This is a genomic window from Micromonospora sp. NBC_00858 (assembly GCF_045207365.1).
GTDB lineage: Bacteria > Actinomycetota > Actinomycetes > Mycobacteriales > Micromonosporaceae > Micromonospora.
Genome location: NZ_CP108828.1, coordinates 4,864,295 through 4,877,611 on the forward strand (window position 1 = coordinate 4,864,295; position 13,317 = coordinate 4,877,611).

Here is a 13,317-nt window from a genome sequence, read left to right on the forward strand (position 1 = left end):
CAACCCCTCCATCCCAGGAACGTTAACCGGCTACCTTCGCGCTGACCGGCTCGGCGGAGTCCGCCTCCGGCTTGGCACCGCTCGCCGCGCCGCCACCGGGGGTGCCGATGCCGGCCATCGCGAACGCGCTGCCCGTGCCGCCGCCGGACGGGGACAGGTCGTAGCTGCTCTCGGCGTGCTCGGCGATGTCGATGCCATCGACCTCAGCCTCGCCCTTGACGCGGAAGCCGATCGTCTTTTCGATGACGAAGGCGAGCACCCAGGCGATGCCGAACGACCAGACGGAGACGATCAGGCCGGCGAGCGCCTGCCGACCCAACTGGGTCGCGCCGCCGCCGTAGAAGAGGCCGTCCGAGGCACCCACCACGTCGCTGATCGCGGCGTTGACCGAGTTGGTGGCGAAGAGACCGAGCCAGAGCGACCCGATCCAACCGCCGACGAAGTGCACGCCGACCACGTCGAGAGAGTCGTCGTAGCCGAGCTTGTACTTGAGGCTGACGGCGAGCGCACACACGGCTCCGGCGACGATGCCGAGCAGGACGGCGGCCCAGGGTGCGATGAAACCACAGGCCGGGGTGATGGCGACCAGGCCGGCCACGGCACCGGACGAGGCGCCGACCATGGTCGGCTTCCGGTCCTTGATCCACTCGACCGCGATCCAGCCGAGCACCGCCGCCGCCGTGGCGAGCTGGGTGTTGATGAAGGCGAGCCCGGCGACCGAGTCGACGGTCAGCTCCGAACCGGCGTTGAACCCGAACCACCCGAACCACAGCAGGCCCGCACCGAGCGCGACCAGCGGGATGTTGTGCGGCTTCATGCCCTCGCGCGGCCAACCGAGCCGCTTACCGAGCACCAGCGCCACAGCCAGCGCGGCCGCACCGGCGTTGATGTGCACCGCGGTGCCACCGGCGAAGTCCAACGCGTGGATGTCACCGCCGATGATCCCGCCGCCCCACACCCAGTGGGCGACCGGGAAGTAGACCAGGGTGGCCCAGCCGAAGGCGAACAGCAGCCAGCCGGCGAACTTGGCCCGGTCGGCGATGGCACCGCTGATCAGCGCGACGGTGATCACCGCGAAGACCATCTGGAAGGCCATGAACACGTAGAGCGGTACCCCGATGCCGCTGGGGTTCTCCGCCGTCGCGCCCCACAGGTCGGTCTCGGCGAGGAAGGTCTTGGTGCCGAGGTACGCGCCCGGGTCGCCCCAGAATCCGTTCACGTCGGTCCCGAAGGCGACGCTGAAGCCGTAGAACCACCACAGAATAGAGATGAGCCCAATGGCGGAGAAGCTCATCATCATCATGTTGAGTACGCCCTTGGCCCGGTTGAGGCCGCCGTAGAACAGCGCCAGTCCCGGGGTCATGAGCAGCACGAGCGCGGTCGAAACCAGCAGCCAAACGGTATTGGCGCCGCCGATCGTCGGTGCTTCAGGCACGCTGGCCTCCTAAAGGTGAAGTCCTCCTTCGCGGCTTTCCGGGGCAGCGTCGCCCGTAGGCCGGTTGCGCGGAAGCTTCGCGGCCGGCTGTTTCACCCAGGGTCTCGTGCCGGTTTCCGTTTCGTGACGGGTTGTTTCGTACGTGTCACGAAGTCCGCACAGCCAGCGGCATGGACGGTGGTGGATCATCCAGACGACGTACGCCGATGGCTGACCGGCCAGGCACATCGACCGACGCGCTCACCGAGGCCGGCCGGGCATCGACCGGCCAGGGCTCAGCGGAGGGCGTTCTCCAGCGCGTGCCGCTCGTAGTCGAGCAGCCGCAGGTCGCGCATCGGCCGGCGCAGGTGCCCCTTGTGCACGATCCGGACGAAGGCCGGCTCACCCGCGGCGGCCATCCGGCGGATCCCCTCGACGTGGTCCACGATCCGCTTGCGAATGGTCCGGATGAGCCGGTGCCGGTCCCGGGGGATCAGCCCGTACGCGTCGGCGAAGAGCCGCAGCCGGCGCGGCCGGTCCGGACGCTTCCAGCCCAGCGTGATCGAGTCCCGGTCGGCGAAGATCGGCACCCAGGTCCAGGCGGCGTACGCCACGTCGTAGATCCGGGAACCCGGCGAGGCGAGATCGAAGTCGATCAGCCCGAGCGTGCCGTCCGGCCGCCAGATCACATTGTGCGGCGCGGCGTCGTGGTGGCAGATCACCTCGGTGTCCGGTGGCGGCGGCCCGAACGAGCGCCAGACCGCCCCCTGCGGCGGGGTGAAGCCGTACTGCGCGTCGTGGAACATCCGCAGCATGGTGGCGACGGTGACCAGCGCCTCGTCGGTCACCCAGTGCGGGGCGAGCGGGTACTCCCCGCACTCCCCCTCCAGGTACGACAGCACCTCGCGGTTGCGCTCGTCCATGCCGAGCGCCCGGGGGGCGCCGGTGAACCCGACGTACTCCAGGTGCCGCAGCAGGGCGTGCACGGACGGGGTCCACGGCCCGGCGTTGCGGCGGACCGTGTCTCCGACCCGGACCACGGTGCTCACGTTGCCGCCGTGCAGCGGGATCTCCTGCGAAGTCACGTACGGTCTCCCGAGGCGCTGCGAGGGGTGGCCGGGGTCGCGCCAGCCCGCGTACGCGCGATCGTCGGTGGTCACCCGAGACTACGCGTCCCGTCCGGCGGCCTCGGTCCCCAGCAACGCGTCCACGAACTGCGCCGGGTCGAACGGGGCCAGATCGTCCTTGCCCTCACCGAGGCCGACGAGCTTCACCGGGATGCCGAGCTTGCGCTGCACGGCGATCACGATGCCGCCCTTCGCGGTGCCGTCGAGCTTGGTCAGCACCACGCCGGTCACGTTGACCACCTCGGTGAAGACCCGTGCCTGTTCCAGGCCGTTCTGCCCTGTTGTGGCGTCCAGGATGAGCAGTGTCTCGTCGATCGGCCCCTGCTTCTCCACGACCCGCTTGACCTTGCCCAGCTCGTCCATCAGGCCGATCTTGTTCTGCAGACGACCGGCGGTGTCGATGAGCACGGTGTCCACGCCGGTGTCGATGCCGCGCTTGACCGCGTCGAAGGCGACGCTGGCCGGGTCGGCGCGCTCCGGGCCGCGGACGGTCTCCGCACCGACCCGCGACCCCCAGGTCTCCAGCTGGTCGGCGGCGGCGGCCCGGAAGGTGTCGGCCGCGCCGAGCAGCACGCTGCGGCCGTCGGCCACCAGCACCCGGGCGATCTTGCCGCAGGTGGTGGTCTTGCCGGCGCCGTTGACGCCGACGACCAGCAGCACCGCCGGCACGCCGTCCTTCGGCGCGGTCCGCAGGGACCGGTCCAGGCTCGGGTCCAGCGCGTTGACCAGTTCGGCGGCGAGCAGCGCGCGCAGCTCGGAGGCCGAGCGGGTGCCGAGCACCCTGGTCCGCTCGCGCAGCCGGTCGACGATGTCGCGGGTGGCGTCGACGCCGACGTCGGCGGTGATGAGGCTGTCCTCGATCTCCTCCCAGACGTCCTCGTCGAGGTGGTCGCGGGCGAGCAGGCCGAGCAGGCCCTTGCCGAAGACGTTCTGTGAGCGGGACAGCCGGGACCGGAGCCGGACCAGCCGCCCGGCGGTCGGCTCGGGCACCTCCACGGCCGGCGCGGGCGCCTCGATGACCGGCGGCTCGACCAGGACACCGGTGGACAGATCGGACTCCGGTGCCTCGACCGGCGGGCCCGCGAGATCCTCTTCGGCCCGGGTGTCGACCTCGGTGCGCGGTAGCGGAGGCTGTGGCCGCCGCCGCAGTCGCGGCACCACCAGCCCGACTGTGCCGACGATCAGCACACCGAGCAGGACCAGAACGAGGACGAGATATTCGGCCATGCCGGAATCCTGTCAGATGCCGGCGATGGCGTCCCAGCCACCGCACCCGACCGGTGCCAGGAACCGGCGGTAGGCTCGGCCGCATGCCCGCCCCACACCTGCTCATCGGCCCCCTCCTGCGGCGAGTGGTGGACACCCGGGCGACCATCTGGGTGGAGACGGCGGCGCCCGCCGTGGTCACGGTCCGCACCGCGTCCGGCGCCGGCGGCACCACACCCACCTTCTCGGCGTACGACCACCACTACGCGCTCGTGGTGGTGGAGGGGCTCACCCCGGACAGCGCGACGACCTACGAGGTGCTGGTCGACGACGAGGTCGTCTGGCCGGTGCCGAGCAGCGGCTTCCCGCCGAGCGTGATCCGCACCCGGGCCGCCGACGACCGGGACCAGCCGGTCAGCCTGATCTTCGGCTCATGCCGGGAGACCACCCAGCACGCCACCACCCGCAAGCTCCCGCCGGACGCGCTGGACGCGTACGCCCGGCGGTTGATGGCCGACCCGGAGTCGGCCGCGCGGCCCGACCTGCTGGTGCTGCTCGGCGACCAGGTCTACGCCGACGTCACCTCGCCGACGGTGCGCCGGCTGCTGCGCCGGCGCCGGCGGCGGCCGAAGGGCGCCCCGGCCGACCAGGTGGTGAGCTTCGACGAGTACACCAAGCTCTACCTGGAGTCCTGGCGGGATCCGGAGATCCGCTGGCTGCTCTCCACCGTGCCGAGCGTGATGATGTTCGACGACCACGAGATCATCGACGACTGGAACACCTCGGCCAGTTGGCGGGCGGAGCTCCGCGGGCAACCGTGGTGGGCCGAGCGGATCGGCAGCGGGCTCGCCTCGTACTGGGTCTACCAGCACCTGGGCAACCTCTCCCCGGACGAGGTCGCCGCCGACCCGGTCTTCGCCAAGGTCGTGGCCGCCGAGGACGCCACCGGCGTGCTGCGGGATTTCGGGCACCGGGTCGACCAGGAGTCCGACCTGGCGCACGACACCGAGCGCTGGCGCTCGGTGCAGTACCAGTGGAGCTACGCACTGGACCTGGGCCGGACCCGGCTGGTCATGCTGGACAACCGGTGCAGCCGGGTGCTCGACCAGGGCAACCGGGCCATGCTGCCGCCGGGCGAGTGGTCCTGGTTCCTCGACCAGGCGCACGGGGTCTACGACCACCTGGTGGTCGGCGCCTCGCTGCCCTGGCTGTTGCCGCAGGGCATCCACCACGTCGAGGCGTGGAACGAGAAGCTGGCCGACTCGCACCGGCCCTGGGTGGCCCGCGGGGCGGAGAAGCTGCGCCGCGCACTGGACCTGGAGCACTGGGCGGCCTTCCGGCAATCCTTCGAGGCGCTCGCGGAGACCTTCGCCCGGATCGGCACCGGCACGCCGAGCGAGCCCGGCGCGCGGGTCGGCGCAGGGCCGGCGTACGCCCCGCCAGCGTCGATCAGCGTGCTCTCCGGTGACGTGCACCACTCGTACGTGGCGAGGGCCCGGTTCGCCGATCCGACGGTGGTCACCCCGGTGCACCAGCTCACCTGTTCGCCGATCCACAACCAGGTACCGGCCGGCATGCGTCCCGTGATGCGGCTGGGCTGGTCGTCCGGCCCGGCCGGGGCCGCCCGGGCGCTGGCCCGCTCGGCCGGTGTCCGCCGGCCGGGGGTGCGCTGGCGCAAGCTGGCCGGCCCGTACTTCGGCAACGCGGTGGCCACACTGACCCATCAGGGCCGGGGGGCCGACGTGACCATCGAGGGCACCACGAGTGACGGACGACTACGCCCGGTGATGGCCCGCCGACTCTCCCACGACGGCTGATCCGACCCGACCGTAGTCTTGAGCCCGTGGACGAGCACCTGTCGGAGCCGATCCGGGCGGTCGAGCACGAACTGACCGCCCTGCTGCGCCGTGGTCGGGCGGTTTCCTGGGAGATCGGCCGGGAGGTGCACCCGAACCTCGAACCGAACACCTACGGGCTGCTGCTCTGGCTGCGCCGGAGCGGGTCGATCCGGTTGACCGAGTTGGCGGCGCGGCTCGGGGTCGGCAAGGGAACGCTGAGCCGGCAGATCAACGGGTTGGAAGCGCTCGGCCTGGTCCGCCGCGACCCCGATCCGAGCGACCGGCGGGCCGCGCAGATCAGGTTCACCGAGGAGGGCCAGCGCCGGTTCGATGCCGCCCGGTCCGCGCGGGTGGGAGAGTTCCTGCGCACCCTGAACGACTGGCCAGCACGGGACGTCGAGGAGTTCGCCCGGCTTCTCGCCCGGTTCAACGACACCCGGAAATGACCCCCGCCGACCCGGAATGTTCCTCCCCTCCGACAAGTTGTTGCTTGAGGCAACCAAGAGGCATGGTTGCCTCAGGCAACTCCCAGGCGGCCGCCGCACCGCAGGCCCCCGCCGTTCCACCTCGACTCCACTCGGAGGCAGCAACGATGAGCCAGGCGACAGCGCCCACCCGGGCGACCGGCGTCGACATGACCCACCGGCAGATTCTGGAGGCTCTCTCCGGGCTGCTGCTGGGCATGTTCGTCGCAATCCTCTCCTCCACGGTCGTCTCGAACGCGCTGCCGCGGATCATCACGGAGCTGCACGGCGGTCAGTCCGCGTACACCTGGGTGGTCACCTCGGCCCTGCTCGCGACCACCGCGACCACCCCCATCTGGGGCAAGCTCGCCGACCTCACCAGCAAGAAGCTCCTGGTCCAGCTCTCCCTGGGGATCTACGTGCTGGGTTCGGTGCTGGCCGGCGCCGCGCAGGGCACCGAAGAGCTGATCGCCTGCCGGGTGCTCCAGGGCATCGGCGCCGGCGGCCTCACCGCGCTGGCCCAGGTGATCATGGCGACCATGATCGCGCCACGCGAGCGCGGCCGCTACAGCGGCTACCTCGGCGCCGTGATGGCCGTCGGCACCATCGGCGGCCCGCTGATCGGCGGCGTGATCGTGGACACCTCCTGGCTCGGCTGGCGCTGGTGCTTCTACGTCGGCGTCCCGTTCGCCATCGCCGCGCTGGTCGTGCTCCAGAAGACCCTGCACCTGCCCGTCGTGAAGCGGAAGGCGCAGATCGACTGGTGGGGCGCCACGCTGATCACCGCGGCCGTCTCGCTGCTGCTGATCTGGGTCTCGCTCGCCGGCAACCAGTTCGCCTGGGCCTCCTGGCAGAGCGTCGCCATGGTGGTCGGAGCCCTGGTGCTCGCCGCGCTGGCGATCCGGGTGGAGACCCGCGCCGCCGAGCCGATGATCCCGCCACGGCTGTTCCGCAACCGCACCATCACCCTGGCCGTCGTCGCCAGCATCGCGGTCGGCGTGGGCATGTTCGGCGCCTCGGTCTTCCTCGGCCAGTACTTCCAGATCAGCCGCGGCCAGAGCCCGACCATGTCCGGCCTGATGACCCTGCCGATGATCCTCGGCCTGCTGGTCTCCTCGACGCTGAGCGGCCGGATCATCACCCGTACCGGCCGCTGGAAGCGGTTCCTGGTGATCGGCACTGCGCTGCTCACCGTCGGCTTCGCGATGATGGGCACGCTCCGGGCCGACACCAGCTTCACCCTGCTCAGCGTCTACATGGCGCTGGTCGGCATCGGCCTGGGCATGACCATGCAGAACCTGGTCCTCGCCGTGCAGAACACCGTCGGCACGCACGAGCTCGGCGCGGCCAGCTCGGTGGTGGCGTTCTTCCGCAGCCTGGGCGGCGCGATCGGCGTCTCCGCGCTCGGCGCGGTGCTCGCCCAAAAGGTCACGGGTTACACGTCAGACGGCCTGGCCCGGCTCGGCATCTCCGCGTCCAGCTCGGGCAGCGGTGGTGTCCTGCCCGACGTGCACACTCTGCCCGGCCCGATCCGGGCAGTGGTGGAGAGCGCGTACGGTCACGGCGCCGGCGACATCTTCCTGGCCGCCGCCCCCTTCGCGCTGATCGCGCTGATCGCGGTGAGCTTCATCAAGGAGGTGCCGCTGCGGCAGCACAACAGCTCCCCGGTCGGTGCCGAGATCGAGCAAGAATCAACCATCGCGGCCGGCGCTGGTGCCGCCGTGGTCCGTACCGGCGAGCAGAGGTGAGGTAGCCAGCCATGAGCGTGGGAGCACCGGACCGCGAGGAGTACGGCCCCCGGACCCGCCCGCTGCCGTTCGAACGCGGCACGGACGGGCCCCGGGTGGTCCTGGTCGGCGTGGACGGCACCCGCACCTCCGAGCGGGCCGGCTGGTACGCCGCCGGCCTGGCCCGCCGGCAGGGTGCCGCGTTGGTGGTGGTCTTCGTCAGCTCAGCGAGCGGGTTGACCGCCCTGGTGCCCGGGATGGACGCCGGCGCGGTGCAGCGGACCCACAACGAGCTGGCCGACGAGCTGCGCCGGGAGTGCCGGCGCGGGGCCGAGGAGCTGGGCGTACCGGTGACCTTCCTGTGCCGGCGCGGCGACGCGTACGGCGAGCTGCGGGCGGCGGCCGACGAGTTCCAGGCCGACATGGTGGTGGTGGGCGCCTCCGAGCAGGCCGGTCACCGGCTGGTCGGCTCGGTCGCCACCCGTCTGGTCCGCACCGGGCGCTGGCCCGTCGTCGTGGTGCCCTGACAACCCGTCGCGGACTGTCCGGGACGCCGGGCAGGATACGCGGCATGACCTGGACCGCACCGGAGATCACCCGGACCCCCGAACCGTACGTCGGCGACGAGCGCACGATGCTCGAGGGCTGGCTCGACTACCACCGCCAGACGCTGCTGCTCAAGTGCGCCGGGCTCACCGAGGACCAGTTGCGCACGCCCAGCGTGCTGCCCTCCGGGCTGACCCTGCTCGGCCTGGTCCGGCACCTGGCCGAGGTGGAGGCGTGGTGGTTCCGGGAGAGCTTCGCCGGCCAACCGGTCGACTACCCGTACTTCACCCCGGAGACGCCGGACGCCGATCACGACGTCAGCGCCGCCGACGCCGAGGCGGACTTCGCCATCTTCCACCGCGAGGTGGCGTTGGCCCGGGAGGCCGCCGCCGGGCACTCGCTCGACGAGACCTTCACCGAGGTCGGCGCCAAGAAGCGCGTCTTCAACCTGCGTTGGGTCTACGTGCACATGATCGAGGAGTACGCCCGGCACAACGGCCACGCCGACCTGATCCGGGAACGCATCGACGGCGCCACCGGCGAGTGACCCGCGCTCAGTACGCCAGCGCCGCCCGCAGGTAGCGCAGGTCGCCGTGGCCGCCCCAGCGGTGCGCCGACAGCCCGGCCGCGCGGGCGCCCCGGATCGCCCAGTCCTCGTCGTCGACGAAGAGCACCTTGGCCGGCAGGATGCCCAGCGCCGCGCAGGCCGCCTGGAAGTACTCCGGTGCCGGCTTGTGCACGCCCAGCGTGGAGGAGTTGACCACCACGTCAACCTCGTCGGTGAGGCCGAGTGCGGCCAGGTCGGCGTCGAGCAGGTCGGTGGCGTTGGTGGCCAGTCCGACCCGGATCCCGGCGGCGCGTACCTCACGGACGAAGTCGAGCACCTCGGTGTCCACCTCGCCCCGGTAGCGCTGCCACTGCTCCACCGCCGCCCGGGCCTGGTCCGGACCGCCGGCCGGCTCGGCCAGCGCATCGGCCACGCTGCTCACCCAGTCGGCGTGACTGACCTGACCGGTGAGCACCGGCTGGAGCCGCCCCCACTGCATGGCGATCTCGGTGAGCACCCCGTCGGCGAGGCCGAACTCCCGTTCCACCCCAGCGGCCACCGCCGGGTCGAACCGGCGCAGCACGCCGTCCAGATCCAGCAGCAGCGCCGTCGCGCGTTCCCGAGCCACTACCTGTACTCCTCGCCGCGGTCCTGCCGCTGGTCGTCCTCGTCGGCCCGGTTGAGCCGTTGGCTGATCACCTGGGTGACGCCGCTGCGCATGGTCACTCCGTAGAGCGCGTCCGCGATCTCCATTGTCCGCTTCTGGTGGGTGATGACGATCAGCTGGCTCTTCTCCCGCAACTGTGCCAGCAACGTGATCAGCCGGCCCAGGTTCACGTCATCCAGGGCCGCCTCCACCTCGTCCATGATGTAGAACGGGCTGGGCCGGGCACGGAAGATCGCCACCAACATGGCCACCGCGGTGAGCGACCGCTCGCCACCGGAGAGCAGGGACAGCCGCTTGATCTTCTTGCCGGGTGGGCGGGCCTCGACCTCGACGCCGGTGGTGAGCAGGTCCTCCGGGTCGGTGAGGATCAGCCGGCCCTCGCCGCCGGGGAAGAGCACGGTGAACACCTGCTCGAACTCCCGCGCGGTGTCCTCGAACGCGCTGGCGAAGACCTCCAGGATCCGCTCGTCCACGTCCTTGACCACGGTGAGCAGGTCCCGCCGGGTGGCCTTGAGGTCCTCCAACTGCTCGGAGAGGAACTTGTAGCGCTCCTCCAGCGCGGCGAACTCCTCCAGCGCGAGCGGGTTGACCTTGCCGAGCAGGGCCAGTTCGCGTTCCGCCTTGCCGGCCCGCTTCTCCTGCACCGGCCGCTCGTAGCGGACCGGCTCGGGCACCGGCAGCCCGTCACGTTCGGCGGCCGCGACGTCGGCCTGGGTGGGCGGGACGGGCTGGGTGGGGCCGTACTCGGCGACCAGGGTCTCCACGTCCAGCCCGAAGTCCTCGGCCGCCTTGGCCTCCAGCTGCTCGATGCGCAGCCGCTGCTCGGCGCGGGCCACCTCGTCCCGGTGCACCTGACTGGTCAGCCGCTCCAGCTCCGCGCCGAACCGCTTGGCGGCCCCGCGTACCTCCTGGAGCTCCGCCTCGCGGGCGGCCCGTTCCCGGGCCACCGCGTCGCGGTGCTCCTCGGCTGCCGCGATCGAGGTGGTGAGCCGGGTGAGCGCCTCCCGGGCGCCGCCGGCGACGGCCCGGGCGATGCCCGCGCCCCGGGTGCGCGCGGCCCGCCGGGCTGCGGCACGTTCCCGGGCTGCCCGCTCCGCGGTGGCCTGCCGGGCCAGCGAGTCGGCCCGGCCGGCGATCGAGGAGACGCGCTCCTCGGCGGTACGCACCGCGAGCCGGACCTCCATCTCGTTCTGCCGGGCCTGCGGCACCATCGCGGCGAGCTGGTCCCGCTCCTCGGCCGAGGGCTCGGCGTCGACCGGGGTCTCCTCGGCCAGCCGCAGCCGTTCCTCCAGCTCGTCGAGCGCGGTGAGGTCCCGCTGCCGGGCCGCCTCGGCGCGGGCCCGGGACTCACCGAGCCGGTCGGTCTCCGCCTTTGCCGAGCGGGCCGCCGCGCCCAGCTCGGCCAGCCGGCGGGCGGCGGCGTTGCGGTGGCTCTCCGCCTCGCGCTTCTCGGCGGCGGCGTGCTGCACGGCCTCCTTGGCAGCGGTCACCTCGGCACGCGCCTCGACGAGCTGGTCGCGCAGCTCCGCGCCGCTGCGCTCGGCGGCGAGCCGGTTGGTGCGGGCCTCCTCGACGGCAGCCTGCACCTCGATGTAGCTGGGCGCCTTGGCCGACCCACCGGCCGCCGCGTACGCCCCGACCACGTCACCGTCCGGGGTGACGGCGCGCAGTTCGGGGTTGCCGGCAACCAGCTCGGCGGCGGCGGCCAGATCGTCGACGAGCGCCACGTCGCGCAGCGCGCGGTGCACGGCGGGGCGCAGCTCGGCGCTGCACTCCACCAGGTCGGGTGCCCACCGGGCCCCGTCGGGCAGCTTCGGCCGCAGCGCGTCGGCGGAGCCGGTCATGCCCGGCCCGGCGGGGCTGCCGACCAGCAGGCCGGCCCGGCCAGCGTCGGAGATCTTCAGCAGCCGCATGGCCTCGACGGCCTCGTCCACCCCGCTGACCGCGACCGCGTCGGCGAGGCCGCCGAGCGCGGCGGCCAGCGCGGCCTCGTTCCCGGGCGCGACGGTGAGCAGCCCGGCGAGGCTGCCGAGCAGGCCGGGCACGTCGCCGGCACGGGCGAGCAGCGCACCCGCGCCGTCCTTGCGCCGCAGGCCCAGGGCGAGCGCCTCCTCCCGGGCCTTCCAGGTGGCCGCGTCCTTCTCCGCCGCCCGCTCGGCGTCGGCCAGCGACCGGGCGGTGGCTTGTGCCCGGTCCTGCACGGCGACCGCCTCGGCGTGCCGGGCGTCCAGGTCGGCGTTGTCCCGATCCGCCTCGGTGGACTGCGCGGCCACCGCGTCCAGGTCGGCCTGCGCCTGCTCGGCGCGGCCCAGCGCGTCGGCGTGCGCGACGGCGAGCCGTTCGATCTCTTCGCCGGCGCTGGTGGTCCGGGCCCGGGCTGAGTTGACCTGGCCGGTGAGCCGGGCCATGCCCTCCCTCCGGTCGGCGATGGCCTTGGCGGCGGCGACCAGTTCCCGTTCGGCGGCGGCGAGCTGCCGTTCCAGCTCCTGGCGGTGCTCCACCGCCTCGGCCAGTCGGATCTGGTCGTCGGTGAGCGCCCCGCGCAGCTCTTCCTCCTGCTCGCGGACCCGCTCAGCCTCGGCCTCCAGCTGGTCCGGGTCGCGGCCGGTCCGCTCGTCGTCGCCGCTGGTGCTCAGGTGCCGCAGCCGCTCCCGGGCCAGCTGTTCGATCGAGCGGAAGCGTTCCTGCAGGGCGGAGAGCTTGTACCAGGTGTCCTGGGCGGCGGCGAGCAGCGGGGCGTCCTCGGCCAGCGCGGCCTCCAGCTCACCGAGCCGGCCCTGCACCTCGGCGTGCTCGGCCTCGACCTGCTCGCGCCGCTCCCGCACCGCGGTCTCGTCGGCGATCTCCCGATCGAGGGTGCTCCGCAGGGTGGCCAGGTCATCGGCGAGCAGCCGCAGCCGGGCGTCGCGCAGGTTGGCCTGGATGGCGGCGGCACGGCGGGCCACCTCCGCCTGCCGGCCCAGCGGCTTGAGCTGGCGGCGCAGCTCGGCGGTGAGGTCGGTCAGCCGGTTGAGATTAACTTGCATCGCGTCGAGCTTGCGCAGCGCCTTTTCCTTGCGCTTGCGATGCTTGAGGACTCCGGCCGCCTCCTCGATGAACGCCCGGCGGTCCTCCGGCTTGGCGTGCAGCATGCCGTCGAGCCGGCCCTGGCCGACGATGATGTGCATCTCCCGGCCGATGCCGGAGTCGGACAGCAGCTCCTGGATGTCCAGCAGCCGGCAGGTGCTGCCGTTGATCTCGTACTCGCTCTCGCCGGAGCGGAACATCCGGCGGGTGATGGAGACCTCGGTGTACTCGATCGGCAGCGCGCCGTCGGTGTTGTCGATGGTGAGGGTGACCTCGGCGCGACCCAGCGGCGCCCGGCCGGCGGTGCCGGCGAAGATCACGTCCTCCATCTTGCCGCCACGCAGCGCCTTGGCGCCCTGCTCGCCGAGCACCCAGGCGATGGCGTCGACGACGTTGGACTTGCCGGAGCCGTTGGGGCCCACCACGCAGGTGATCCCGGGCTCCAGCTTCAACGTCGTGGCGGAGGCGAAGGACTTGAAGCCCTTGACCGTCAGGCTTTTGAGATACACCTTCTCGATCCTCGTCCGGTGGCCGCCGTACCGTCGCCGGCTGCGCGGACCTGGGTGAACCCGCAGACTAACCCGGTGGCGGGAACGGTCGGGCACTCGACCCGCCCCGGGTCACACCCGTCGTGAGTGCGGGAAGCGACCGCGAGCCGGTCGCGCTGTTGTTGCGGTGGTGACGAGAAAGGCAAACACCATTCATGATCGACCCG

General features: G+C 72.2%; 10 protein-coding genes. 5 read left to right on the plus strand and 5 right to left on the minus strand.

Annotated elements, in window-relative coordinates:
• Positions 1 to 22: 22 nt before the first annotated feature.
• From OG990_RS22555 to ftsY, 3 genes are all read right to left on the minus strand, one after another.
• On the minus strand, positions 23 to 1,435 hold the full coding sequence (locus OG990_RS22555; protein WP_406077064.1) for an ammonium transporter: 1,413 nt from the start codon (positions 1,433 to 1,435) through the stop codon (positions 23 to 25).
• Positions 1,436 to 1,710: 275 nt separating this feature from the next.
• The gene (locus tag OG990_RS22560; RefSeq protein ID WP_328424504.1) at positions 1,711 to 2,574 is read right to left on the minus strand and encodes an aminoglycoside phosphotransferase family protein; all 864 of its coding nucleotides are present in this window, start codon (positions 2,572 to 2,574) and stop codon (positions 1,711 to 1,713) included.
• Between the two features lie 6 nt (positions 2,575 to 2,580).
• On the minus strand, positions 2,581 to 3,768 hold the full coding sequence (gene ftsY, locus OG990_RS22565) for a signal recognition particle-docking protein FtsY (RefSeq protein ID WP_328424502.1): 1,188 nt from the start codon (positions 3,766 to 3,768) through the stop codon (positions 2,581 to 2,583).
• A gap of 83 nt (positions 3,769 to 3,851) precedes the next feature.
• On the opposite strand from ftsY, the gene OG990_RS22570 reads away from it, so the two are divergent.
• The 5 genes from OG990_RS22570 (at position 3,852) to OG990_RS22590 (ending at position 8,869) form a co-directional block, all read left to right on the plus strand.
• Positions 3,852 to 5,564 carry an alkaline phosphatase D family protein gene (locus tag OG990_RS22570; RefSeq protein WP_406077065.1) on the plus strand — a complete coding sequence of 571 codons (1,713 nt, stop codon included), beginning with the start codon at positions 3,852 to 3,854 and terminating at the stop codon, positions 5,562 to 5,564.
• Between the two features lie 26 nt (positions 5,565 to 5,590).
• Complete coding sequence (locus OG990_RS22575; RefSeq protein ID WP_328424498.1) at positions 5,591 to 6,031, plus strand: MarR family transcriptional regulator; 441 nt, start codon at positions 5,591 to 5,593, stop codon at positions 6,029 to 6,031.
• 146 nt (positions 6,032 to 6,177) lie between these two features.
• Positions 6,178 to 7,797: an MDR family MFS transporter gene (locus tag OG990_RS22580; protein ID WP_406077066.1), complete on the plus strand. Its 1,620-nt coding sequence runs from the start codon at positions 6,178 to 6,180 to the stop codon at positions 7,795 to 7,797.
• 11 nt (positions 7,798 to 7,808) lie between these two features.
• Entirely contained in the window at positions 7,809 to 8,303 is a 495-nt protein-coding gene (locus OG990_RS22585; RefSeq protein WP_328424496.1) for a universal stress protein, read from the plus strand.
• A 44-nt stretch (positions 8,304 to 8,347) separates the two neighbouring features.
• Positions 8,348 to 8,869: a DinB family protein gene (locus tag OG990_RS22590; RefSeq protein ID WP_406077067.1), complete on the plus strand. Its 522-nt coding sequence runs from the start codon at positions 8,348 to 8,350 to the stop codon at positions 8,867 to 8,869.
• Between the two features lie 7 nt (positions 8,870 to 8,876).
• On the opposite strand, the gene OG990_RS22595 is transcribed toward OG990_RS22590, so the two are convergent.
• Both OG990_RS22595 and smc read right to left on the minus strand, forming a co-directional pair.
• On the minus strand, positions 8,877 to 9,497 hold the full coding sequence (locus tag OG990_RS22595) for an HAD-IA family hydrolase (RefSeq protein WP_328424493.1): 621 nt from the start codon (positions 9,495 to 9,497) through the stop codon (positions 8,877 to 8,879).
• On the minus strand, positions 9,497 to 13,111 hold the full coding sequence (gene smc / locus OG990_RS22600) for a chromosome segregation protein SMC (RefSeq protein WP_328424491.1): 3,615 nt from the start codon (positions 13,109 to 13,111) through the stop codon (positions 9,497 to 9,499). Before smc ends, OG990_RS22595 begins: the two co-directional genes overlap by 1 nt.
• Between the last annotated feature and the right edge of the window lie 206 nt (positions 13,112 to 13,317).

Excerpts from the sequence above, each read along its gene's own strand:
- ftsY (WP_328424502.1), bottom strand. The coding sequence starts at position 3,768 with ATGGCCGAATATCTCGTCCTCGTTCTGGTCCTGCTCGGTGTGCTGATC.
- OG990_RS22570 (WP_406077065.1), top strand. The coding sequence starts at position 3,852 with ATGCCCGCCCCACACCTGCTCATCGGCCCCCTCCTGCGGCGAGTGGTG.
- OG990_RS22580 (WP_406077066.1), top strand. The coding sequence starts at position 6,178 with ATGAGCCAGGCGACAGCGCCCACCCGGGCGACCGGCGTCGACATGACC.
- OG990_RS22585 (WP_328424496.1), top strand. The coding sequence starts at position 7,809 with ATGAGCGTGGGAGCACCGGACCGCGAGGAGTACGGCCCCCGGACCCGC.
- OG990_RS22590 (WP_406077067.1), top strand. The coding sequence starts at position 8,348 with ATGACCTGGACCGCACCGGAGATCACCCGGACCCCCGAACCGTACGTC.